The following is a 22,287-nucleotide window of genomic DNA, read 5'->3' on the forward strand; positions in this document are numbered from 1 at the left end:
GTAACGCCACATACTCAGGCCCCGAGCATGGTCACCTGCTGGATGGCCTGGCGTTTTTCCACGCTCAGAACCAGTCGGGCGTCTTCTGCAACTTCATCAAGACCTTCGCTGTAGCACAGCAGCCCGTTTTCGTCGGTGGTGATCACGCCATTGTGCTGCATGTTGGCAATAAAGCTGCGGAACAGGGTTTTATCAAAGAATTCCGGGGCATTGAGGCCAAACAGAATCGACATGCGCTCGGCCAGCAGGGTGCTCTGCTCTTCCAGCTCGGTGGCAGTGATCTTGCCAGAACCGTACTTGCGCAGTATGCCGATGGCAATATGGTAGCGCTCCAGCGTCTGGATAATGAATCGCGACAGTATCCGTAGACGAAGCATGGCATCGGTGCCCTCTTCGGGGCGGCTGATCCTGTCATCGTCTTCCTCGAAAAGCAGGCCCCTGGACACCAGCACGTCGATCCACTGATTGACAACACCGGCAATATCGTCCGGATGATACTTCAGGAACAGCTCTGATCTGAGGTAGGGGTAGGCAACGCTGGCAAGGAACTCGATCTTCTCCCTGCGCAGTGACTGCTTGTTCTCGAACAGGCTGGCGATCAGTGACGGCAGGGCGAACAGATGCTGAATATTGTTGCGATAGTAGGTCATCAATATGGCGTTGCTGCCTTCCAGGGCAATGATGTCGCCAAGCTTCTGGGGCTGGCGGGTAACCAGCCCCATGTTCTCACAGTAGGCCACCCAGTCCCTGCCATTGCCTTCCGGCAACGTGATGGTCTCCGCGTAGGGGTAGGCTTTCAGCAGGTCTGCGTACTGATCCATCAGGCGGATCAGCTGTCCCTCATCCATGGCCAGCCGCTCGGTGCCCAGCAATGCGGTGGCGGTAATGCCAATGGGGTTGACTGCAACCGCGGCATTGATATTGGAAGCAACACGGGTCGCCAGTTCAGACACCGCCTGACTCAGCCACTTTGGCCGGTATTCGGAATCGTAGGCTTCTTCGCGCCAGCTGGGCTCGATTTCGTCCAGCACACTGGCAAGTGGAATCGCTTCGCCGAAGTTCAACGCCACCCTGCCAAAGGAGTTGTTCAGTTTGCGGACAGTCTTGGCCAGGGCGAACACGCTTTCCTTCTGTTTTTTCTTGCCCCGCAGCTCACCCAGATAGGAGCGGCCTTCCATCACCTTCTCGTAGCCAATGTAAACCGGTACAAACACAATGGGCTTGCGGTGGTCCCGCAGGAAACTGCGGACGGTCATGGACAGCATGCCGGGCCGCGGTTGCAGCATTCGTCCGGTGCGGCTGCGCCCACCTTCGACAAAGTACTCAACGGAGTAGCCCCGCGAGAACATCACGTGCATGTACTCGTTGAACACTGTGGCGTAAAGCGGATTGTCACGGAAGCTCCGGCGCATGAAAAAAGCACCGCCACGACGCAGGATGGGGCCGACAAGGGGCATGTTCAGATTGATGCCTGCGGCAATGTGTGGCGGCATCAGGCCGTTTTTGTAGAGTACATAGGACAGCAGCAGGTAATCGATGTGGGAGCGGTGGCAGGGAACATAGACCACGGCATTGTCCTGGGCCATTTCCTTGGCCACCTGGATGTTGTTGATGGAGATACCGTTGTAAATGCGGTTCCACAGCCACGACAGCAACACTTCCATTACGCGGATGGTGACAACAGACATGTTTGCGGCGATTTCATCGGCGTACTTGTAGGCCTTGGCGCGAACTTTCTCCGGGGGAATGTCGTCCATGCGTGCCGTTTCGCGGATGGCTTCCTTGACCGCCTGGGTGCGCACCAGGCCGCCGACCAGTGTACGGCGATGTGACAGATCCGGGCCCAGAACGGCCTGGCGTACACGGCGGAAATGGGTGCGGAGCATGCGTGCCAGTTTGCGGTTGGCGCGATCCTCACTGTGACGGTATTCGTCGATGACCTGTTTCAGGGACAGCGGCTGGTTGAACTGCACGTAAGTGCTGCGACCGTGCACCAGAATGATCAGGAACTTCTGCAACCGACCAGCCACCGACCAGGTGTCTGAAAGCAGAAGCTTGACCAGAGATTTTTCCTTGTCCGGGGAGCGCCCCCAGAACAGCGATACCGGCACAATCTGTACGTCCTGCTCCGGGTGCTCCAGGCCGTGGCGAACCAGTGCACGGAATTCACTGGTGGGAATCGGTGTCCGGCGTCGCTGGAACAGGCCACCAATCCTGCGATACAGGAAGAAAAACGAATGGTTTGGCCCGTTTTTCACCGGAAGGGAGGATTCTGCCCCTGGCAATCCGGCGCTCAACACTTCCTGCTCCAGTACCAGCCGGCTGGAGAGAGAGCTGTACTGCAGCACGTAACAAACCGGCTTTTCCGGATCCAGTCCCAGCGCTTCGGAGCTATTACCGCTTACATCCGTCCGGACCCACAAGAACAGGATCTTGCGGAAAAGGGTCAGGATCAGGCTGCGAAGGCCCAGGAAAAAACGCATAAATGGTCGCTCCGGTTCACAAAAACAGGCGCTAAGTTTACTTGGTTGCGCACGGTGCCGAAAGACATGATGTCGTTCAGTTGTATTGCACCGGTATGGTACATTTTCATCTCATGCCTTCATGATAGCTGCAGGATCCGGATTATGGCGATATGGACACCCGGTTGGTCGACAAAAGCCCCTGGCGATAATGACCTTGTGTTGGCCATTGCTGGCGACGCGGTACTGAAGCCGGATTCCGGGTGGCTGCATCCGTGGCAGGCAGTATCGCCATGGATCAGGACTGAGACCGGCCCGATTTATGTTGGTCAGTGGGGCTGTCAGGACGCCTATGTTGCCGAAACGGACACCGATGCCCTTCCGGGCCGGCCTGAGCCCGTGCCATTGAGGGATGCTCTGTTGATGATGGAAGACGCACCGGCAGATATGCTGGGGACCGCGTTCCAGGTTCACCAGTGGTGGCGGGACCATCAGTTTTGTGGCCGTTGTGGTGGCACTACCGGCATGCATCCCCTGGAGCGGGCGAAGTGGTGCGACGCTTGTGGCATTCCCTGGTATCCGCGACTCGCACCCTGTGTGATTGTGGTCATCCGCAGGGATGACCACATGCTTCTGGCCCGTTCCTCACGGGTAAAACGCCACTTTTTCAGCCTGATTGCAGGGTTTGTGGAGCCAGGCGAGAGCATTGAAGAGGCCGTGGCCCGGGAGGTCAAGGAAGAAACCGGTCTGGACGTCAGCAATGTCCGTTACCAGGCTTCCCAGCCCTGGCCATTCCCCCATCAGCTGATGTTGGGTTTTTTTGCGGATTATGCCGGCGGTGACCTGGTGCTGCAGGAAGACGAAATTGCCGAGGCGGACTGGTATCGGCCGGGTGAGTTACCCCCGGTGCCGCCTTCCACCACGATTGCCGGTCGGTTGATTCATGCCATGGCAGGGGAAATCAGTAGGAGGGGGGCACAATCGTGACAACGCCCAGGGTGCTGGTCTTCGATTCCGGTGTTGGCGGCCTGAGCATCGCTGCCTGTATCCACAACCAGTTGCCCGCAGTCCGGCTAGTGTACCTGGCGGACAACGCCGGCTTCCCCTACGGTAACCAGCCGGAATCGGTGGTTATAGAGCGTAGTCAGGCCCTGATCACGGCCGCCACAGAGGCATACCACTGTGACGTTATTGTCGTTGCCTGTAATACCGCCAGTACCGTCATGCTTCCGCATTTGCGGGCCATGACAACCATACCGGTCATCGGTGTTGTACCCGCCATAAAGCCTGCCGTGTCACTGTCTGTTAATCGCCGCATCGGTGTACTGGCAACGCCGGCAACAGTGCGGCGCCCCTACCTGGAGAACCTGATCACTGACTTCGCCGATGGTTGCACCGTTGAGCGCCTGGGGCATCCGGATCTGGTGTACTGGATTGAGCGTCTTGTCACCGGTGTGCCGGTCCCTGAGGCGTTGTTATCAGAAGCGCTACAACCGTTTCGTGAGGCGGGGGTGGATACGGTGGTGCTGGGCTGTACCCATTACCCTTTGATCGGGGACCTGTTAAAAGCGCAATTGCCAGAGGTGAAATACTGGGTGGATTCCGGTGATGCCATTGCCCGCCGCGCAGCCTGGCTACTGGAACAGCAGGGTCATGCGGCTGACAGCCTGAAGTGCCCGATTGATAAGAGGCCTGTTGAGGCAGCTCTGTTCACGGGTGAGGCGCCAGGTGGCCTGGGTGTGTTCCTTGATCAGCTTGGCCTGGGCGGCACAGATATCCGGGGGCAGTGGCCGGCTGCGGTTGAGCCTGTTACAGCAGCCGGGTCAGTTTGAACATTGCCAGGAATTCCAGCGCTGGTAATGAGCGACGGTGGCAGCAATAGGTCTTGAAATTTTCGCCACGGAACCTCGACTTGGTGAACTCCAGCCCCTTGAAGTTGTAGAGGAAATTACCCTTCTCATACAGCCCGTGCATGATGCGCTTGAGCAGGCGGCTTTCCTGGTGCTCGGTAGCCCGGTCCAGTGACAGCGGGATCAGTCCCAGATCCAGGAAGGGCACACCTTCGGCCTTGAACACATCCATGGCATGAGCCATCAGAGTGTAGAAAATACCCTGACGGAAATCGGCATTGGCCCTGGAAATATTGGGCACGTAGCTGATGATCTCGTTGTTGCGGTAGATGGGGTCAAAATAGATAAAGCCCACGGCCTTGCCATCCTGGTAGGCATAGAAGTGACGCTCGTTTTCCCGGTATTCCATCTCCATGGGGCGAATGAGGAAACGGATTTCCTTGCTCTTGCATTTGCGCGTGCGAATCCAGGCGTCGGAAATTTCCCGCGTATGGTCGTCGCTGAAGCGCTCCTTGACAGTGATGCTGTTCTTCTCGGCCTGGTTCAGGGCGGTGCGCAGAATCTGCTTCTTCTTGCCGGTCAGGGACCAGTTTTTCAGGTTGATGCGGGCCTCGCTGCCAAACTGGGTGCCATACAGGCCGAATCGGCGATAGAGATAATCCACAACCGGTTTGGACACCTGAATATAGCAGGCGTTGGGGAAGCGCTGATGGAACTTTTCCAGGACGAGTTCAAAGTGCTCCGGCGCGGTGACCGGGTCAGACAGAACAAAGGTTCCGCCCCACTTGCGCATGTAAGCCAGGTAGCCGATGCCGGGGACGTCGAAATACTGCATGCCCGGCTGCAGCGTGGAAAATGACTGGGAGTGGGTGCCGTACTTCTTCAGGTAACCGACACGTTCCGGGAAGGTAAAGGCGCACTCATCCAGCGACTGGATGCCGTCGAGCGAAAGAATCTGATCTGACATGGTGTTGCTCCCCCGGTTGTTGTTTTTTAATTGGCGCGAGGACTGCTGGCTACGCCTGTTTCTGTCCCAGAATTGACCAGTAGCAGTTCATGTTCAGCAGCTTGAAGTGCTTCTTCTCGGTAACCTGAAGGCCAAGACGCTGCATGTGCTCGGGGTAGTTGTAGATCTTGTGGAAAGCGTTGTTGGCAAACAGCCAGAAGATGAAAACGGCCATGTACCAGTACATCTTCTTGAACAGGCGGGCGACAAGGTTGCCGGTGGGGTAACAGAAGTCGCCAACTACAACCCTGGCGTCGGCTTTGCCCAGGCGGATCAGGTGCTCCAGCACCCGCACCATCATCTCTTCGTCAAACACATTGAGGAAAAAATTGGCCACCACCATGTCGTAGTGCTCGTAGTCATCCACTTTCATGATGTCGCTGTGAATACGGCGGATAGTGAGGTGTGGGGCCTCTTTTTCCTGGGCTTCTGCGAACTTTCGCAACATGGTTTCAGACAGGTCCACTACGGTGACATCGGCGCCCAGCTCTGCTGCGCGGATGGCATCACGACCATGGCCGACTCCGGCAAACAGGATGCGGTCACCGGGCTGGACGGTTTCCACATCAAGCATGGCGGTCTTGCAGCGGTGGATGTTCTTGCCGCTATAGAGGTTGCTCAGAAAATCGTAAACCGGACCAATGTATTTGTATTTGTCGTGCATGGTGACTTCTGCCTGTCCATATCCAGTGGAGGCTTCCATCGTTCTTGTAATGGTTGGTTCACCGTGTGGTGAATTCGATGGAAGCACCTGATGGATTTGAGCTTAGAGAAGCCGATGGGGGAATTATGTGCAGTGATGCGCATTTTCGGATACATAAAGTAACGAACAGCAACACTTTGCAAACCAGATCAACATTTTAGATCAGAGTGTCCGACAATGGAGTATCGGTTATTTCGGCAGGTCAGAATGCGACGGCGCGGGCAGGAATGTGGCCGAGGGTTTTCTCGATGACATCGGCCGGCCGCGCCGGGCCATAGAAGAAGCCCTGAACCTGGTGGCAGCCAAGGCTTTTGAGGTAGGCCAGTTGTTCGTCGGTTTCCACGCCTTCTGCGACGATTTCCAGCTTCAGGCCATGGGCCATGGCAACGATCGCATTGACGATGCAGGCGCCGTCCTCGCCACTGCGAATGGCCTTGACGAAGGACTGGTCCACTTTCAGGGTGTGGATGGGCAGGCGGTGGATGTAGTTCAGGGAGGAGTAGCCGGTGCCGAAATCATCAATCGCGATCCTGACGCCTAATGCAGCCAATTCACGGAGTTTCTGACTGATCTGCTCAAGATCGTTCATGATCACGTTTTCAGTGATTTCGATTTCCAGGTTTTCCGGTGGAAACCCATGGGCGTGGATCTGCTCCATCAGAGTCTCAACAAAGCGTGGATGTTCCACCTGCACCGGTGACAGGTTCACAGCCAGCCGCAGGTCGCTGTGGCCATCACGGATCCATTGGCCGACATCGCGACAGGCCCGGTCCAGTACGCATTCGCTGAGTTTGGCGATCAGTTTGGTTTCTTCCGCCAGGGGCAGGAAGTCACGTGGGTAAAGCAAGCCACGCTCGGGATGCTGCCAGCGTACAAGTGCTTCCAGACCCACTATCCGGTTGCTGGTGGAGCAAACCTGGGGCTGGTAGAACACCCGCAGCTCGTCTCTCTCAAGCGCCAGCCTCAGGTCCCGCTCCAGGTTCAGGCGGTTGGCGGTATCAATGCTCATGCTCTCGGAGTAGAAACGATACCCGTCCTTTCCTCGGGCTTTGACATGGTACATGGCGATGTCGGCATTCTGGATCAGGTGGTCCATCGACTCACCCGCTTCCGGATAGATGGCGATGCCGATACTCACGCCAACAAACACCTCGTGATCACCCAGCTGGAATGGCGCTCGCAGGGCCTTGATCAGTTTCTTGGAAATCTGCCGGGCATCTTCATGGCTGTGGATCGATGGTAGCAGGAGGGTGAATTCATCCCCGCCAAAGCGGGACAGGGTGTCGCCCTTGCGCAGGCAGCGTTCCAGCCTCTGGGTCACCGCCTGCAGCAGGCGGTCGCCCATGGCGTGGCCCAGGGTGTCGTTAATGACCTTGAAGCGGTCCAGGTCGAGAAACATCACCGCCAGTTTCTGTTCACTGCGGCGGGCATGGGTAATCGCCAGATCAAGCCGGTCCTTGAACAGGGCACGGTTGGGCAGTCGGGTCAGCAGATCGTGATAGGCCTGGAAGTTGATAAAGGCTTCTGCTTCCTTGCGCTCGGTAACATCGCGCGCGGTGCCGTAATAACGGGCTTCCCGGCTGGCATACTTGCCATCTTCGTCGTTGGAGTGGGGCCAGGTTTCCGGGTCGATGGGGAAGGCGGTGATTTCAAAATGCCGGTTGGCCTTGCGGCTGCCCCGGGTTTTCAGGCGTACTTCCAGGGTGCGGGGGTTGTCCGCGGAAATATTGGGGCCCTTGAGGGCATAGGTGCCCCTGGCAATGTCCCGGTCGTCCAGTATGTGGCGAAAGTGCCGGCCACAGAGCTCGGTGGGCTGGTAGCCCAGCAGGCTTTCAATCTTGCTGTTCACAAAGCAGAAATGGCCGTCGCCATCGAGCATGAACACAATGTCGGGGGAACTGTTGACGATGTAACGGTGAAGTTCTTCCGACTTCTCCAGGCGCATGCGTATGTGTTCATGGGCGCGCATCAGCGAGCGCTTGCCCAGAACGCTGTTTACAGTCGTCAGCAGTTCTTCCGGGTCAAAAGGCTTGCGGATGTAGTCCAGTGCACCCCTGCGCAGGGCCCGACTGACGGAACTGAACGAGCTTTCCCCGCTGACAACGATCACACCACAGTCTGGCTGTTCTGATGACAGCCGCTCCATGACATCGAATCCATCCACATCAGGCATGCGCAGATCCAGCATCGCCAGATCAAAGGATTCAGTCTCGAGAATCCGGTAAGCCATGCGGCCGCCTTCTGCCTCGGTGACGTCATACCCCTTGCCCTTGAGCAGTGATGCCAGGCCGGATAGCAGTCTCGGGTCGTCATCGACGACAAGAATACGTGCCTTTGCGCCGTTGCCGGTGGTCCATTCGGTGCTCGAAGGTTTCATTATTTACGCCCGTCGCTTTTCGTCATTCGTCATCGTTTTTGTTATTTGCCGCCGAGGGGAACAGTATTCGGAATGCTGTCCCTCCACGCCCTGTGCGGCAATTAATGATGCCCTCCATGTCATCAATGAGTTGTTTTACCACGCTCAGGCCGAGGCCGCTGTGGCCCTTGCCTTTGGTGGATCGAACCGGAGAAAACAGGGTGTTGCGGATGTCGGCAGGAATTCCTTTGCCTGTATCCGCTATCTCCAGTTCAACCCAGGTTTTTCCGCTTTGCCAGACAGGAGCCAGGGTGTGGATAGATACGTCGCCACCCTCGGACAGGCTCTCGGCTGCATTGCGGACCAGGTTGATCACCACTTGCCGGATCACCGCGCGCGGAACTGAAACATCGGTCGGTTCGTCGCAAAGATCCAGGGTCAATGTTTTTTCGTCGCCGCTGAAAAGACTGTCTTCCAGCAGGTCCCGTAGTGTTCGCAGTTCATCGTTCAGATTACAGGCCGCGGGCATCTCCGGAGAGTCATAGCCCGGGGTGCGGCTGATCTGCAGTAGAAGATCGCCGGCACGGTCCAGTTCATCCCGGATAACATCCAGCTCCTCCTGAACCTCGTCATCGTCAAGCCGGTTTCTCAACTGATAAATATACTGCCGGATGATGGTCAGCGGATTGCTGACTTCGTGAACCTGGCGGCGGATAGCGTCGCGGGTCAGCTCAGCGTCGATGCTTTGCTGGTTATCGTCACTGTCGGCCAACAGGGTAGCCACCGCTTGCGACAGCTTTTCGCTGAACAGTTGTCCCAGTTCTTCGGTCTGCCCGGAATTATCGTTATCGGTACCTACGGCAAAGACCCCGACGCAGTCTTCGTCACCATTAACGGGAATGGCCACCAGTGAGGGGGTCTTCAGCAGGGACAGCAATTGCCGGTCCAGCACCGTCGGCGAACGGTCGTCCAGGCAAAGGGCAACGCCACTGGTGAAAGCTTCGGTCAGCACACTGGTGGCTGGCCCGCTGGCAACCGTGAGATCGGGGATGTCGCCGTTGCTGGCAGACAGCAGGGTCAGGCCATCACCGGCCTGGCCAAAATACAGTGCCGGCAGGCCGGTGATCAGCGTCAGGCTGTTGACCGTTGCGGCCAGGTACTCCTGAGCGCTGCCGCGTATCGGCGACAGGTCCAGGGCCTGGTTGGCCATGGCCTGTTTCAGTATTGTCTGCTTGAGTTTGTGGTTGGAGTGGCTGGCATCGTATTCATCGGACAACGGTATACCAAGGGACTCGGCCACGCCACTGACTTCCTGGTCAATGCGCCGGTTGATTTCCCGCGTCAGTTCTTCGTTCAGTCCGAAAATGGTGCCGGCGGCGGCGATACCCGCGGCATCGGACTGCGCCAGCCTTGTGGCAAGGCTGATCAGTTTGACCAGGTGGCCCGCGTCGCGGATCTCTGTGGGCATGGCCTGCTGGTAGCGCATGGCGTCGGCGGCCATGGGGCCAAGGCCCCAGGAGCTGACCAGCTCCGCAGCGATGTCGGCCTGATGGTCGAAATAATACTGTTGCGTATCTCCCGGCGGCGTCTTGAGAGCAATCAATTCGCCCACGTTGTGAAGCATGCCGAGCATGAAAGCCTGGTCGGGTTCGGGGTAGCGTGTCAGCGTTGCCAGAGCACGGGCCGTCAGGGCTGTTGTCAGTGAGTGTCGCCAGAAATCCCTGAGTTGCTGCCACTGGTCTGCCCCGAGTTCATACAGGATCTGTCGCAGCGCGGCAGTCAGTACCAGGGTGTGAAAGCGGCGCGTTCCGAGTCGCAACAGGGCCTGGTCTATGCAGCGAATTTCGGCGACGGCGCCGTAAAGCGCCGAGTTGGCGAGCGCCAGCACCCGTGACACCAGCGCAGTGTCGGCAGAAACAATGTCACTAATCCTGCGGTAGCTCTCGTCCTGATGACAGGCCTCCAGCGCCCTGAGGGTAACCTCCGGGAGACTTGGTAACTGTATGTCAGGGGCAATCTGCATAAGCCTGCCTGTGTGCAATACCTGATTAGTCGTTAGATTCTGACAGTTTGTTCATGAAAAAACATCGGATCTGAGCTTAGACAATAAGCTGACTATATTAAACAGTTATTGGTCCTTTTTTGGGCAGAGTATTACCCGCCTTGTGATGTGTGTAAACTTTTTACAGATATAATGTAGTCGATGCGTTCATTTTGCGCGATCAGATAGCACGTTTTTGGCTACAGTTAGAGCACTGTCCGGGTTACACTTTGACGCAGTGCACAAAATTCCCCGAAATTGTGCCAGTCAGCGGGTCAGACGGCGCCTTATAAGAATTCATGATGGACTCCCTCACAGCCAGGCAGCACCAGAGCCAACCCAGAACACTGGCGATTACCGGTGGCAAGGGAGGTGTGGGTAAAACATCCGTCGCACTCAACCTTTCTCTTACCCTCGCCCGTGAGGGATACAGGGTTCTGCTGCTGGACGGTGACACTGACCTTGCCAATGTCAGCATTATGCTGGGGCGGTATCCGACGCGGACCCTGGCCAATGTGATGGCCGGGGAGTGTGGCCTTCGCGATGTCATTATGGAGGCAGAGTGGGGGCTACATATCATTCCTGGTGCGTCCGGAGTGGAGCAGTGTGTGGAGATGGCTGCGGATGAAAGCCTGCGTGTTCTCAGGGCGCTCTCCCGGCTGGAGAAAGATTACGATTACGTGATAACCGACACCGCATCCGGCTTGCAGAAGACAGGCATGCACATGATTGCTGCTGCAGAGCTGGCCTGCCTGGTGGTCACGCCCGATCCCGCTTCGTTGACGGATGCGTTTTCGCTGATCAAGTTGCTGATTCGCCGTGGCTATCGAAGGACGCCCAGTGTGTTGGTCAATATGGCTCAGGGCGCCAGCCAGGCAAGGTCCGTTTTTCAGCGCCTGGACGCTGCCGCTCAACGCCATCTGGGGGTGTCGTTGCATTACCTGGGGGCTGTCTGGCGGGATGAAACGCTGCGCCAGTCTGTACTGAACCAGCGCCCGGTGGCTCTGATGCCGCCTTCGGACCCGTCCTGTCGCCAGTTTCGTACGCTCTCCGACATGCTGAATGTGCGGTTACGCCAGCTTCCCCCGCGAAAGGCCGGGATTGCAGCCTACTGGCACCGGGTATCGACGGCACCGGGGGAATCTGCTCCGGCCACTCTTAATAGTGACCCCGGCCAGCCAGTGGATCCAGCGGCGGAATGTAAGCGACTGATCGCCGATATTGGCAAAGTGCTGACCAATAGCAATGATGCGGCCTTGCTGCGTTATGAAGCGTTCAATGGCTTTTTTGCACTGCTGGGGCGCACTATGGATGCAGACACGATCGAAATCCTCCAGACAGGCCTGGCCGCTCTCGACTGGGAACGGCTTGGCAAGGATCAGCGGGCCCATCTGGCCACCCACCTTCACCACGTAGCCAGCCAGATTGATCCGGACTCTGTCCAGCGCGATTCCATTCAGCACGACTCAGTCAAGAACAGGGCGCAGCAGGGCGGGCCCGGAAGGGGGCGTGAGCCCTACTATGACCGTATCAGCTTTGGCGACCAGAGCCGGCTGGTGAGAGCGCTCAAGGAGCAGCCTTCCGATATTTCCCTGGATCAGTTGTTACGGTCCCTGGCGGATACTGACAGGAACGGATCCTGACTGTTTTTTGTCTCTTCTTTATTCCAGGAAATCACCTTATATTATTGTCATTTTTTTTACGTTCTTTGTAGCGTAACTTTGCAGTGTGTCACCGCACTGTAATGGCGTCTGTGCAAATATTGACCTTATTCCCCGGAATCGTGGCCCGCAATATGCAGTGGTCAGGAAACCGTTATTTTTAATCTGAAACCAACTGCACTTATTGGCTGCACAGTGACTACGAGAAGGAGTTCACGCCATGGAAAAACAGCACCTACAGACCGGAACGTCGGCGTCCGGCGTTCTTGAACAGCTTCGCGGCAAACACGTGCTTGTCACCGGTACTACAGGATTTCTCGGTAAGGTAGTGCTGGAAAAGCTGATCCGTGCGGTACCCGATATCGGCGGCATACACCTTCTTATACGGGGCAACAAGCGCTACCCAGTAGCCCGGGAGCGTTTTAACAACGAGATTGCCAGTTCGTCGGTATTCGAACGTCTCCGGCAAGACGATAACGAAGCCTTCGAGAATTTTCTGGAAGACCGCGTTCACTGCATTACCGGTGAGGTCACGGAGCCCCGATTCGGCCTGACGCCGGACCGCTTCCAGGCGCTTGCCGGCCAGGTCGATGCCTTTATCAATTCCGCGGCCAGCGTCAACTTCCGGGAAGAACTCGATAAGGCGCTGAAAATCAACACCCTGTGCCTGGAGAATGTGGCGGCCCTGGCAAGGCTGAACAGTAAGATGGCCGTGATCCAGGTATCCACCTGTTACGTGAATGGCAAGAACTCCGGGCCGGTGACCGAATCCGTTATCAAGCCTGCCGGCGATGCCATTCCCCGCAGTACCGATGGTTACTATGAAATTGATGAGCTGGTGCATCTGCTGCAGGACAAGATTGCCGATGTTCGCTCCCGTTATTCCGGCAAACTGCTTGAAAAGAAACTGGTGGACCTGGGGATTCGCGAAGCCAACATTTACGGCTGGAGCGATACCTATACCTTTACCAAGTGGCTTGGCGAGCAGTTGCTGATGAAGGCGCTGTCAGGCCGGTCACTGACCATCGTACGCCCATCCATTATCGAGAGCGCCCTGGAAGAGCCTTCGCCTGGCTGGATTGAGGGTGTGAAGGTTGCCGATGCCATTATTCTGGCTTATGCCCGAGGCAAGGTGTCGCTGTTCCCCGGCAAACGCAGTGGCATCATTGATGTGATTCCGGTGGACCTGGTTGCCAACAGCATCATCCTGTCCCTGGCTGAAGCGATGACAGAGCCGGCCCAGCGACGGATTTACCAGTGTTGCAGCGGCAGTTCCAATCCGATTTCACTGGGTAAGTTCATTGACCACCTGATGGCCGAGGCGAAGTCCAACTACGCTGACTATGAACAGTTGTTCTATCGCCAGCCCACCAAGCCTTTTATTGCCGTAAACCGCAAACTGTTCGATGTGGTGGTGGGTGGTATGCGACTGCCGTTGTCCATCGCCGGCAAGGCGCTGAGGCTGGCGGGCCAGAACCGGGAGCTGAAAGTTCTGAAAAACCTGGATACGACCCGGTCGTTGGCCACCATCTTCGGGTTTTACACGGCGCCGGATTATGTTTTCCGCAACGATGGACTGATAGCGCTGGCCTCCCGTATGGGCGAACTGGACCGGGTGTTGTTTCCGGTGGATGCTCGCCAGATTGATTGGCAACTCTACCTGCGCAAGATTCACCTGGGCGGGCTCAATCGTTACGCCCTCAATGAACGCAAGCTGTATAGCCTGCGCGCCGCCCAGCCCCGAAAGAAAGCAGCGTAAAACCTGCAGGATGTCGGATCCCCGCCTCCCGGGGATCCGCTTTTCACTTGTTGTTTCTGCCAGTGGGTCTATCCTTTATGGCAGGTTCCTGAACAACAGCGTCACCCCTTGTGAAGTCGTCATTCTGGCTAAAAGTGCTGGCGCATTAGGACGTTAGTCTAATTCATTGTTCACTGGCACGCATGTTGAACTATGGGTATCCGTCTTCAGGGCTTTTTTGCCCGCACGCTCTACATTACAAAACCGATAATGACAACAGACTCTAACTAAAGGGGGAGCACAATGACTGATAAACAGGTTTATCCGGTAAGCCCGGATGTGGCCAAAAGGGCCCTGCTGAACCGGGATCAGTACGAGAAAATGTATCGCCAGTCGGTAGACGACCCGGAAACCTTCTGGGCCGAACACGGCAAACGCCTTGACTGGATCAAGCCGTACTCCAAGGTGAAAAACACCACGTACGATTACGACAACCTCTCCATCAAGTGGTTTGAAGACGGCCAGCTGAATGCGGCCGCCAACTGCCTCGACCGTCACCTGGAAAAGCGCGGTGACCAGACAGCGATTGTTTTCGAAGGTGATGACCCCGCCAATTCCCGTAATGTGACCTACCGCGAACTGTACGAAGAAACCTGCAAGTTCGCCAACGTCCTGAAAGATCAGGGCGTCAAGAAAGGCGATGTGGTCACCATTTACATGCCCATGATCGTGGAAACCGGTGTTGCCATGCTGGCTTGTGCCCGTATCGGTGCGATCCACTCTGTTGTCTTCGGTGGTTTCTCGCCGGAAGCACTCGGCGCCCGCATTGCCAACGGCAAATCCCGCTTTGTCGTAACCGCTGATGAAGGCGTTCGCGGTGGCCGCAAGATTCCGCTGAAGAAGAATGTGGACGCGGCACTCAATAATGAAGCCGGTGCTGACGTCGACAAGGTAATTGTGGTCAAGCGCACCGGTGGCGATGTGCCCTGGAAAGATGGCCGTGACCAGAGCTATGAAGAGCTGATGAAGGGCGCGTCTACGGATTGTCCTGCCGAGCCAATGAACGCGGAAGATCCGCTGTTCATGCTCTACACCTCAGGCTCCACCGGCGCTCCGAAAGGCGTGCTGCATACCACGGGTGGTTACATGGTCTTCACCTCCATGACCCACGAATACGTGTTCGATTACCACGACGGCGACGTTTACTGGTGTACAGCAGACTTCGGCTGGGTCACCGGCCATAGCTATATTCTGTATGGCCCGCTGGCTAACGGTGCAACCACCGTGCTGTTCGAGGGTGTGCCCAACTACCCGGACACCTCCCGCATGGGTCAGGTGGTGGACAAGCACAAGGTGAATATCCTCTACACCGCGCCCACCGCCATCCGCGCCCTGATGGCGGAAGGCGAGTCCTGCATGGACGGCACTACCCGCGAAAGTCTGCGCCTGTTGGGCTCCGTGGGTGAACCGATCAATCCCGAAGCCTGGGAGTGGTACCACCGCGTTATCGGTAACAGCAAGTGCCCGATTGTCGACACCTGGTGGCAGACAGAAACCGGCGGCATCCTGATTTCGCCGCTGCCCGGCGCTATCGACCTGAAGCCAGGGTCGGCCACAGTGCCGTTCTTCGGCGTTAAGCCTGCGCTGGTGGACAACGATGGCAACATCCTGGAAGGCAAGACTGAGGGTAACCTGGTTATCCTTGACAGCTGGCCCGGCCAGATGCGCACCATCTATGGTGACCATGAGCGCTTCAAGCAAACCTACTTCAGCACCTACAAGGGCATGTACTTTACCGGTGACGGTGCCCGCCGTGACGAAGACGGTTATTACTGGATTACCGGCCGCGTGGACGACGTGTTGAACGTGTCTGGCCACCGTCTGGGTACCGCCGAGGTCGAGAGTGCCCTGGTATCCCACGACAAGGTTGCCGAGGCCGCGGTGGTAGGCTATCCGCACGAAATCAAGGGGCAGGGCATCTATGTCTATGTCACCCTGGTTCACGGTGAGGAACCTTCCGACGAGCTCAAGAAGGAGCTGGTACAGTGGGTGCGTAAGGAGATTGGTCCAATCGCATCTCCGGACGTGATCCAGTGGGCACCGGGACTGCCAAAAACCCGTTCTGGCAAGATTATGCGTCGGATTTTGCGTAAGATTGCATCTAACGAGCACGACCAGTTGGGCGATACTTCCACGCTGGCGGATCCGGGTGTGGTGGATGACCTGATCAGCGGTCGTGCGAACAAGTAAGGCCTGTCTGTGATCAGGCTATGCACCTGTGAGGAATCTGTTGAATGACACAAACCATTATCGTCGCCGATGATCACCCGCTGTTTCGAGCAGCTCTGAAGCAGGCGGTCAATCAGGCGGTACCTGATGCCAGAACAGTGGAAGTGGACAGCATCAAGGCGCTGCAGGCGGCGGTGGAGTCGCACCCGGATGCGGATCTGGTGTTGCTGGATCTGAACATGCCGGGCGCCCATGGCTTCTCCGGGCTCGTGTTCATGCGCGGGCAGTATCCGGGGTTGCCGGTGGTGGTGGTGTCAGGATCGGAAGAGATGCAGGTAATGCGCCGCTCGATCGACTACGGGGCGTCGGGCTTCATTCCGAAGTCCGCGCCATTGCCGACCATTACCGAGGCGATTCAGGCAGTCCTGGAAGGGGACGTCTGGCTGCCGGAAGGTGTGGCGGACAAGATCGAGCGCATGCATTCGGACATGACGGATTTTTCCGAGAAGCTGGCGTCACTGACACCGCAACAGTTCCGGGTGCTGGGTATGCTGGCCGAGGGGCTTCTGAACAAACAGATTGCGTACGATCTGGATGTGTCGGAGGCCACCATCAAGGCGCATATTACGGCGGTGTTCCGGAAACTGGGGGTTCGTAACCGGACCCAGGCGGTGATCGCGATTCAGCAGATGGAGATTGATCCTTCGGATACGTCGTTGTCGGGTAGCTGATTGGTTTGAAGGTTTTATTGAAGGAGGTTTGGTTTTGTCGGATTACGGCTTCGCCTAATCCGACCTTCGTTCCGGGCCTGCGTCTCATGTAGGTCGGATTAGCCGAAGGCGTAATCCGACACCTCAATTACCGTCGTACTCCAACCCACTCACTTACTCGCATACCCCAACTTCTTGTCCACAAAATTGAACAATTCCTGGCCCTTGTGCCACCGGTCCAGGTTCTCAAGAAACTGGTCCGTCAACGCCCGTTTCCAGCCAATGAAATCCCCGGACATGTGCGCGGTCATAATCACGTTCTCCATGTCCCATAGCGGATGATCCGCCGGCAGGGGCTCTTCCTCGAAAACGTCCAGGGCAGCGCCGGCGATATCGCCGTTGTTCAGGGCGGTAATCAGGTCGTCGGTTTTCACCACCGGGCCACGGCCGATGTTGATCAGGCGGGCAGATGTGCGCATGGCCTTGAATGCTTTCTCGTCGAACAGGCCTTCGGTCTGTGGGGTGAGCGGGGCGGCGATCACGACAAAATCCGCCAGGCCCAGTTGTTCGGTCAGATCGTCATTGCCGTGTACTGCAATGAAATCAGGGTCGTCATGGCGAGGCTTGCGAGCAACGCCGTGGGGCTTCAGGCCGGCCGCCTTGCACAGCCGGGCGATCTGGCCGCCAATGGAGCCGGCGCCAACGATGAGCACCTGCTTGCCTTCGGCTCTCTCGGTATCCCGGTGCTGCCATTTGTGTTCGGACTGGAGCTTCAGTGAGCGAGGGAAATCCTTGGCGAACATCAGGATGGTACACAGCACGTATTCGGCAATGGTTCTGTCAAAAATGCCCCGGGCGTTGGTAACGATGACATCGCCTTTGATCAGATCAGGAAACATCAACGCATCCACACCGGCACTGGTGGCGTGAATCCACTTCAGCTTGTCCGCCGACGGCCAGGCGGCAGCCAGTGCCTCAGTGCGGAAGTCCGTCACCATCATCACGTCGGTGCCCGGCAGGGTATCTCGCAGGGTAGGCTCGTCAGAGGCAAAGCGAACCTCTGCCCGTGCCCTCAGTGCATCCATGCCGGGAGGTTCTTTCTCTCCGGGTGCTGTCAGAACGGTCACAACCGGTTTGCTGTGTTGGGTCATCTGTCCTCCGCCATGCTGTTTGTCCGCGTCCGGTCGCGGGAATCGACAGTCCGGATGTCAGGCTTACAGTCTGGTATCTGACTGTGGGCTGGTCAACCTGAGCCGTTATAGGATAAAGGTCGTAGACCCTGTAATGACGGCGCTGGCAGCCTTTCAGTTTATCTGTTGAATCTTTCTGTTTAATGTCTTGTACGCCCCCTGTTTACTGGCTAACCTGCAGGGGTATCTATTTTTTGCCCCGTTTCAGGAGGTGTTTTATGGCAGAAGCCGCCAATAAAGAAACCGGCCAGACCAAACCGCGTAAAGTGAAATACCGGAAGAACAAGGCCAGTTGGAACCCTGCGATGCAGGCGGTTCCGGTGCCGGGCATTCGTCGCATGGTGAATATGGCGGCCACCATGAAGGATGTCATTCATCTTTCTATCGGTCAGCCGGATCTGCCAACACCCAAGCATGTTATCGATGCCTATATCGATGCCCTTAACGCCGGGCAGACAGGCTACACCATGGATGCAGGGCTACCTGAGCTACTGGTAGCACTGCGCGATTATTACGGGGCCCGCTACGATCGCAAGCTGACGCGGGACAATATCCTGATCACCAGTGGCGCCACCGAGGCCATGTACCTGGCGATTTCGGCCACGTCCGCTCCCGGGCGTCAGTTCATTGTGACGGATCCTTCCTTCCTGCTTTATGCGCCCCTGATTCGCATGAACGGCGGTGAGGTGAAATTCGTTCCCACCCGCGCTGAAAACGATCACCAACTGGATCCCGATGAAGTCATCAGGGCCATGGGGTCTCGTACGTTTGCCCTGATCCTCAACAATCCGAATAACCCCACGGGGGCTGTTTACCCCCGCAGCACCATAGAGACCATTCTTGAAGAGTGTGCCTACCGTGGTATTCAGGTATACGCGGATGAGGTCTACGATCATCTGATTTTCGACGATGATGACTTCGCCAGCGTACTCAACTGCTCGATGGACCTGGATAACATCATGTGCATCAGCAGTTTCTCCAAGACCTACAGTATGGCAGGGCTGCGGGTAGGCTGGGTGATTGCAAGCCAGGCTGCCATCAAATCCCTCCGCCGGTTCCACATGTTCACCACGTCGGTGGCAAACACGCCCTCACAGTTTGCCGGTGTGGCCGCCCTGACAGGCGACCAGCAGTGCGTCAGGAACATGGTGGACATCTACCGTGAGCGCCGGGACAAGGTGGTAGAGCTGATCGACCAGACTCCCTACATGACCGGTTACAAGCCTGGAGGTGCCTTCTTTGCCTTCCCGGATCTGCCACCCCATGTGGACGGATCTGATCTGGCACTGCGGATGCTCAAGGAAACCGGCGTCTGCCTGGTTCCCGGTGATGCATTCGGTGAAGCCTGCACCAACGCCGTCCGTATCAGCTTCTCGACCACCTGTGAGAAGCTGGAGGAGGCGTTCGACAGGATTATCCCCTGGATGGCGAAACAGCAGTTCTGACCGCCATGTCAGCCCTGGACTCGGTGCTCATCCAATGCCCCTACTGCTGGGAGACGCTGGACATCAGCGTCGACCCTTCAGTGGCTGATCAGGAGTACGTAGAGGATTGCCAGGTGTGCTGCCAGCCCATCGTGGTTCATGTGGTCCTGGACGAGAATCTGACACCAACGGTGGATGTCCGGGCCGAGAACGAATAAGGAGATTGCCCTGATGTTCACCACCCCTTCCCGACTCATGTCGGTTGTCATGCTGATTTCCCTCGCGTTACTGGGAGGCTGTGCCAGTCTGTCTCCCTATTCCATATCCGAGGCAACACTGGAGCGACACCTTCAGGACACGGTCAGCGAGTTTGACCGCCAGCAGTTGCAAAGTGGCTCACCACTGAGCCTTAACCTGAGCAATGCGGACATCACCCTGGGGCCGGATGGTCGTGACGTAGCGGTGATTGATTTGCGCGGCCAGGTGTCCCTGAATGCCCTGTTGGCAAAGCTGCCTGTGGATATTGCCCTGAAAGTGGAGGGGGCTCCGGTCTACGACAGCGAAGAGAAGGCCATTTACATTCGCCGCCTGCAATTGCTCGAGAGCAGCATTGAGTCGCCGTTTTTTAAGGGCGACCTGAAGCCCGTAACGGACACGGTTATGCGGGCAGTTGCCCAGATGCTGGAAACCATGCCGGTCTACCGGCTGGATGAAAAGGACTTCACCCAGCGGATGTTCGGAATGGTCCCCATGGGCGTGCGGGTAGCGCCCGGGCGGCTTGAGTTTGTTATGGCCGAGTAGTCATTTCAGGCGGTCGCGGACAGCCTTGCCAATTTCCTGGGTGCCTCGTCTGGCACCGGCATTCTCGGCCAGGTCGGCAGCGACGGCATCAAATAACTCCCGGCCTGCGGCAGCGACTGCAGGGTTGTTACGCCCCAGCCAGTCCAGCATGCGTGCCGTGGTAAACAGCATGGCGGTCGGGTCGGCGAGCCCCTGGCCGGCGATGTCCGGCGCGCTGCCGTGGGTTGGCTCAAACATGGACGGCATGTCGGGGTCGTCCGGGTTCAGGTTGCAGGAGGGGGCTACGCCCATGCCACCGGAGAGCACAGCGGCCAGATCGGTCAGTATGTCGCCCTGAAGGTTGCTGGCAACCACCACATCGAAGGCCCAGGGGGCCTGGACAAACTTCATACAGGCAGCGTCCACCAGTTCATGGTGTGTTGCTACATCCGGATATTCCCTGGCCATCTCCTCGAAGGCCTCGGTGTACATATCGCCCCAGTAGCGTAGTGCATTGCGTTTGGTAACGATGCACACCTGGCTTTCGCAGGTTTTGCCATCCAGTGTCTTGAAATGACGGGTTCTGGCTTCTTCAGCACGGGCAGCCGCACGCAGGCGGGCCTGCTCGAAACCATAGCGGATTATCCGGTCGGTGGCGCGGCGGGTGAACACCTCCATCTGGGTAGCGACTTCGTCCGGTGTGCCCTTGCGAAGTCGGCCGCCCTGGCTCACATACTCGCCCTCGCTGTTTTCCCGGATCACCAGCATATCAATGTCTTTGGCGCGTTCGTCGGCCAGATACTGACGGGCACCGGGAAGAAGCCTGGCAGGCCGTTCGCAGACCCACTGGTCAAACCCTTTACGCATGTCCAGTAGTGGTGCCAGGGAAATGCTGTCAGGCAACAGGTAACGGTCAGGGTCATCAACCGGACCGGGATCGCCCAGCGCACCCAGAAGAATGGCATCGTACTTTTGCAACTGGTCGAGAGCATCGGCGGGCATGGATTCCCCGTTTTCTTCGTGCCAGGCGTGGGATGGCCAGGGGAAGCGGGTCCACTCCAGGGGAAGATTGTGGCGAGACCTCAATGCTTCCAGGCAGTGCACTGCCTCGGCAACCACTTCAGGGCCGATTCCATCACCGGGGGTGACGGCAATACGGATTTTCTGGGCCATTCAGGATACTCCTTCGGGTCGCTTTGTACGTATCGAAAGTTGTGTGCTTCAGTGTAGTCATGTGACACAAGGAATCCACACGATTTAACAAGACATAGCTTTCACCGGCAATGGTTTGATGGCTATAGTTCAATTTATTGCTTTAGGATGTGTTGTTATGACTATTGAGCCGTTAAATTGGTCTGGAGTTTGAGTGGATAATAAGCCTGCCGTTCTGTTTGATGAGTCTCATTGCGAGCAATGCGCTTGTGGAGAAGGCCTCGATTTTGCGTTTACCTTCGCTTTCCAGCCGATCGTGGATATCACCAGCGAGAGCGTCTACGCCTACGAAGCCCTGGTTAGGGGGCCAGAGGGCGAGGGGGCATACAGTGTTCTCTCGAAGGTGAACGAGAAAAACCGCTACTCCTTTGACCAGATATGCAGGGTAAAAGCCGTAAAGCTTGCAGCACGTCTGGGTATGGAAACCAGGCTGAGCATCAACTTCATGCCCAACGCGGTCTACAATCCGGAGTATTGCATCAGGACTACGCTTGCTGCCGCACAAACGTACAAATTTGATACCCGCAAAATCATTTTTGAACTGATCGAGACCGAGGACCTGTCTTCGCTTGATCATCTGGTGAATATCATCAATTCCTACAAGGAGATGGGGTTCCATACGGCCCTGGATGACTTTGGCGCCGGTTATTCGCGCTACAACATCCTGATCGCCAGTCCGCCAAATCTGTTGAAGCTTGATATGGCCCTGGTGCGAGACGTTCATAAAGAGCCGAACAAGCAGGCAGTGGTAGCTGGTATCATTACAATGATGACGCAGCTCGGCGGGCGAATCGTGGCTGAAGGCGTGGAAGAAAAGGAAGAGTATTTCTGGCTGCGGTCTCAGGGTATTACGCTGTTCCAGGGGTATCTGTTTGCCAAGCCGGGGTTTGAGTGCCTGCCGGAGCCTTACTTTCCCTGTTAGAAA

The 22,287-nt window shown here is 56.9% G+C and carries 17 protein-coding genes; 10 read left to right on the plus strand and 7 right to left on the minus strand.

What is annotated here, in order from left to right:
* Positions 1 to 14 precede the first annotated feature (14 nt).
* The gene (plsB, locus tag QPL94_RS14130) at positions 15 to 2,483 is read right to left on the minus strand and encodes a glycerol-3-phosphate 1-O-acyltransferase PlsB (protein WP_285358220.1); all 2,469 of its coding nucleotides are present in this window, start codon (positions 2,481 to 2,483) and stop codon (positions 15 to 17) included.
* Between the two features lie 144 nt (positions 2,484 to 2,627).
* Here plsB and nudC point away from each other — a divergent pair, with 144 nt between their 5' ends.
* Together nudC and murI are read left to right on the plus strand one after the other, a co-directional pair.
* Positions 2,628 to 3,449, plus strand: coding sequence for an NAD(+) diphosphatase (nudC, locus tag QPL94_RS14135; protein ID WP_285358221.1), 822 nt, complete (start codon positions 2,628 to 2,630; stop codon positions 3,447 to 3,449).
* The gene (gene murI, locus QPL94_RS14140) at positions 3,446 to 4,294 is read left to right on the plus strand and encodes a glutamate racemase (protein ID WP_285358222.1); all 849 of its coding nucleotides are present in this window, start codon (positions 3,446 to 3,448) and stop codon (positions 4,292 to 4,294) included. The genes nudC and murI overlap by 4 nt, the downstream gene beginning before the upstream one ends.
* Here the strand turns inward: murI and QPL94_RS14145 are convergent.
* The 4 genes from QPL94_RS14145 to QPL94_RS14160 form a co-directional block, all read right to left on the minus strand.
* Positions 4,272 to 5,279, minus strand: coding sequence for a DUF2156 domain-containing protein (locus QPL94_RS14145; RefSeq protein WP_285358225.1), 1,008 nt, complete (start codon positions 5,277 to 5,279; stop codon positions 4,272 to 4,274). The genes murI and QPL94_RS14145 overlap by 23 nt on opposite strands.
* 49 nt (positions 5,280 to 5,328) lie before the next feature.
* A complete protein-coding gene (locus QPL94_RS14150; protein ID WP_285358227.1) occupies positions 5,329 to 5,982 on the minus strand; it encodes a class I SAM-dependent methyltransferase in 654 nt (217 codons plus the stop codon).
* A 241-nt stretch (positions 5,983 to 6,223) separates the two neighbouring features.
* A complete protein-coding gene (locus tag QPL94_RS14155; RefSeq protein ID WP_285358229.1) occupies positions 6,224 to 8,398 on the minus strand; it encodes an EAL domain-containing response regulator in 2,175 nt (724 codons plus the stop codon).
* A gap of 22 nt (positions 8,399 to 8,420) precedes the next feature.
* Positions 8,421 to 10,400, minus strand: coding sequence for an HDOD domain-containing protein (locus QPL94_RS14160; protein WP_285358230.1), 1,980 nt, complete (start codon positions 10,398 to 10,400; stop codon positions 8,421 to 8,423).
* Between the two features lie 317 nt (positions 10,401 to 10,717).
* Here QPL94_RS14160 and QPL94_RS14165 point away from each other — a divergent pair, with 317 nt between their 5' ends.
* From QPL94_RS14165 to QPL94_RS14180, 4 genes are all read left to right on the plus strand, one after another.
* Positions 10,718 to 12,061 (plus strand): MinD/ParA family ATP-binding protein, encoded by a 1,344-nt coding sequence (locus QPL94_RS14165; protein ID WP_285358232.1) that lies wholly within the window; start codon positions 10,718 to 10,720, stop codon positions 12,059 to 12,061.
* Positions 12,062 to 12,299: 238 nt separating this feature from the next.
* A complete protein-coding gene (locus QPL94_RS14170; RefSeq protein WP_285358234.1) occupies positions 12,300 to 13,838 on the plus strand; it encodes a fatty acyl-CoA reductase in 1,539 nt (512 codons plus the stop codon).
* Between the two features lie 282 nt (positions 13,839 to 14,120).
* The gene (gene acs / locus QPL94_RS14175) at positions 14,121 to 16,067 is read left to right on the plus strand and encodes an acetate--CoA ligase (RefSeq protein ID WP_285358236.1); all 1,947 of its coding nucleotides are present in this window, start codon (positions 14,121 to 14,123) and stop codon (positions 16,065 to 16,067) included.
* A gap of 44 nt (positions 16,068 to 16,111) precedes the next feature.
* A complete protein-coding gene (locus QPL94_RS14180) occupies positions 16,112 to 16,777 on the plus strand; it encodes a response regulator (RefSeq protein WP_285358237.1) in 666 nt (221 codons plus the stop codon).
* 149 nt (positions 16,778 to 16,926) lie between these two features.
* Here QPL94_RS14180 and QPL94_RS14185 read toward each other — a convergent pair whose 3' ends face one another.
* Positions 16,927 to 17,907, minus strand: a complete 981-nt coding sequence (locus QPL94_RS14185) for a D-2-hydroxyacid dehydrogenase (RefSeq protein ID WP_285358238.1) — start codon at positions 17,905 to 17,907, stop codon at positions 16,927 to 16,929.
* A 257-nt stretch (positions 17,908 to 18,164) separates the two neighbouring features.
* Between QPL94_RS14185 and QPL94_RS14190 the strand changes: the two genes are divergently transcribed.
* Genes QPL94_RS14190 through QPL94_RS14200 form a run of 3 tightly spaced genes read left to right on the plus strand, consistent with a single transcriptional unit; the run spans position 18,165 to position 20,171 of the window.
* The gene (locus QPL94_RS14190; protein WP_285358239.1) at positions 18,165 to 19,391 is read left to right on the plus strand and encodes a pyridoxal phosphate-dependent aminotransferase; all 1,227 of its coding nucleotides are present in this window, start codon (positions 18,165 to 18,167) and stop codon (positions 19,389 to 19,391) included.
* A gap of 5 nt (positions 19,392 to 19,396) precedes the next feature.
* Entirely contained in the window at positions 19,397 to 19,588 is a 192-nt protein-coding gene (locus QPL94_RS14195; protein WP_285358240.1) for a CPXCG motif-containing cysteine-rich protein, read from the plus strand.
* Between the two features lie 13 nt (positions 19,589 to 19,601).
* A complete protein-coding gene (locus QPL94_RS14200; protein WP_285358242.1) occupies positions 19,602 to 20,171 on the plus strand; it encodes a YceB family lipoprotein in 570 nt (189 codons plus the stop codon).
* On the opposite strand, the gene QPL94_RS14205 is transcribed toward QPL94_RS14200, so the two are convergent.
* Positions 20,172 to 21,323, minus strand: coding sequence for an isocitrate/isopropylmalate dehydrogenase family protein (locus QPL94_RS14205; RefSeq protein ID WP_285358244.1), 1,152 nt, complete (start codon positions 21,321 to 21,323; stop codon positions 20,172 to 20,174).
* Between the two features lie 193 nt (positions 21,324 to 21,516).
* Between QPL94_RS14205 and QPL94_RS14210 the strand changes: the two genes are divergently transcribed.
* Entirely contained in the window at positions 21,517 to 22,284 is a 768-nt protein-coding gene (locus QPL94_RS14210) for an EAL domain-containing protein (protein ID WP_285358247.1), read from the plus strand.
* The last annotated feature ends 3 nt before the right edge of the window (positions 22,285 to 22,287 follow it).

It is taken from the genome of Marinobacter sp. SS13-12, from assembly GCF_030227115.1.
Lineage (GTDB): Bacteria > Pseudomonadota > Gammaproteobacteria > Pseudomonadales > Oleiphilaceae > Marinobacter.

Excerpts from the sequence above, each read along its gene's own strand:
- acs (WP_285358236.1), top strand. The coding sequence starts at position 14,121 with ATGACTGATAAACAGGTTTATCCGGTAAGCCCGGATGTGGCCAAAAGG.
- QPL94_RS14165 (WP_285358232.1), top strand. The coding sequence starts at position 10,718 with ATGATGGACTCCCTCACAGCCAGGCAGCACCAGAGCCAACCCAGAACA.
- QPL94_RS14145 (WP_285358225.1), bottom strand. The coding sequence starts at position 5,279 with ATGTCAGATCAGATTCTTTCGCTCGACGGCATCCAGTCGCTGGATGAG.
- plsB (WP_285358220.1), bottom strand. The coding sequence starts at position 2,483 with ATGCGTTTTTTCCTGGGCCTTCGCAGCCTGATCCTGACCCTTTTCCGC.
- QPL94_RS14195 (WP_285358240.1), top strand. The coding sequence starts at position 19,397 with ATGTCAGCCCTGGACTCGGTGCTCATCCAATGCCCCTACTGCTGGGAG.
- QPL94_RS14205 (WP_285358244.1), bottom strand. The coding sequence starts at position 21,323 with ATGGCCCAGAAAATCCGTATTGCCGTCACCCCCGGTGATGGAATCGGC.
- QPL94_RS14200 (WP_285358242.1), top strand. The coding sequence starts at position 19,602 with ATGTTCACCACCCCTTCCCGACTCATGTCGGTTGTCATGCTGATTTCC.
- QPL94_RS14185 (WP_285358238.1), bottom strand. The coding sequence starts at position 17,907 with ATGACCCAACACAGCAAACCGGTTGTGACCGTTCTGACAGCACCCGGA.
- QPL94_RS14180 (WP_285358237.1), top strand. The coding sequence starts at position 16,112 with ATGACACAAACCATTATCGTCGCCGATGATCACCCGCTGTTTCGAGCA.
- QPL94_RS14150 (WP_285358227.1), bottom strand. The coding sequence starts at position 5,982 with ATGCACGACAAATACAAATACATTGGTCCGGTTTACGATTTTCTGAGC.
- QPL94_RS14155 (WP_285358229.1), bottom strand. The coding sequence starts at position 8,398 with ATGAAACCTTCGAGCACCGAATGGACCACCGGCAACGGCGCAAAGGCA.
- QPL94_RS14190 (WP_285358239.1), top strand. The coding sequence starts at position 18,165 with ATGGCAGAAGCCGCCAATAAAGAAACCGGCCAGACCAAACCGCGTAAA.
- QPL94_RS14170 (WP_285358234.1), top strand. The coding sequence starts at position 12,300 with ATGGAAAAACAGCACCTACAGACCGGAACGTCGGCGTCCGGCGTTCTT.
- nudC (WP_285358221.1), top strand. The coding sequence starts at position 2,628 with ATGGCGATATGGACACCCGGTTGGTCGACAAAAGCCCCTGGCGATAAT.
- QPL94_RS14160 (WP_285358230.1), bottom strand. The coding sequence starts at position 10,400 with ATGCAGATTGCCCCTGACATACAGTTACCAAGTCTCCCGGAGGTTACC.